This window comes from Candidatus Angelobacter sp., assembly GCA_035643775.1.
Taxonomy (GTDB): domain Bacteria; phylum Bacteroidota; class Bacteroidia; order Flavobacteriales; family Blattabacteriaceae; genus DASQPV01.
In genome coordinates this window covers 1-1,149 of record DASQPV010000019.1, presented here as the reverse complement: position 1 = coordinate 1,149, position 1,149 = coordinate 1, and the positions used below count along the sequence as shown (strand labels likewise).

The following is a 1,149-nucleotide window of genomic DNA, read 5'->3' as shown; positions in this document are numbered from 1 at the left end:
GGCGAGCGAGCGTCAAGCGAGCGAAGACCCGGCAACTGTTATGTTTGTTGAGCTGGCATGTAGGCTTTCCTGTCGCGCATGATGGCGTTGAGGATGGTCAAGAGCTTTCTGGCGGCGGCAATGAGGGCGAGCTTTGCCGGTTTGCCGGCCTGTCGCAGCTTTGCGTAGAAGGCCTTGAAGCGATCGTCGCGGCGGACAGCGTTGAGGGCGGCCATGTAGAGGGCATCACGGACCCGCTTACGGCCGCCGCCGATCTTACGCTTGCCGCGATAGGCACCGCTGTCGACGTTGAAGGGAGCCAGGCCCGCAAGCGCGGCCGCCTGCTTCGGCCCGATCTGTCCGAGTTCCGGCATCTGTGCGATGAGTTGCATGCAGGCCACGGGGCCGACACCGGGCAGCGAGCGCATCAGTTGTGCATCGCGCGAGATTTCCGGTTCGGCCTTGATGAGCGCGCTGATGTCAGCCTCGATCTCGGTGACCTCACGATCGAGGACTTCGATGAGGCGGCAGATGCGTTCGACCATGGCGCGGTCCCCGGCTTCACTGCGACGGTTCTTCTCCTGGGCTCGCATGAGGACCAGTTGATCCCGCCGTTTTGCCAGTCGCGCCAAGGCGTTGCGGGCCGGCGTAGAGACCTGCTCGGGGGCCGGGCGCATGGCGCGCGCGAAGGCGGCGAGCATCCGCGCATCGATCGGGTCGGTCTTGGCGAGTTGGCCGCTGGCACGGGCAAAGTCGCGAGCCCGGGCAGGATTGATCCGGGCGAAGCGGATGCCGGCCGCACGCAGCGCCTCACGAAGCTCGAGGTCGTAAACGCCGGTGGCCTCAAAGACGACCAGCGCATCGCATCGCCAACGCGCCACCAGCTCTGCGATGGCATGTGGCGCATTGGCGACGCGTTCTGACACGCCGATGCCTTCATCGAAAATATCAAGACGACGTTTGGAGACGTCGATTCCGACGCAACGAAGAGTTATGATCACGGTGCCTGTCCCTGTGATGCGAGGTCTGTTGGTGCAGCCTCGTGCAACTGTTCAGGTTGATAGATGGAACGGGCGGGAGACCGAGCCGGCTCACGGCGTCAAGCGCCAAGGACCCAACGGCTTCCCGCCCACCCCATCATGACAGACCTCCCAGACACAGGGACCCAGG

Annotated in this window: 1 protein-coding gene; it reads right to left on the bottom strand. The window is 64.2% G+C overall.

Annotated elements, in window-relative coordinates:
• Positions 1–38 precede the first annotated feature (38 nt).
• Positions 39–980, bottom strand: coding sequence for a transposase (locus VE128_01820; GenBank protein HZD84258.1), 942 nt, complete (start codon positions 978–980; stop codon positions 39–41).
• Between the last annotated feature and the right edge of the window lie 169 nt (positions 981–1,149).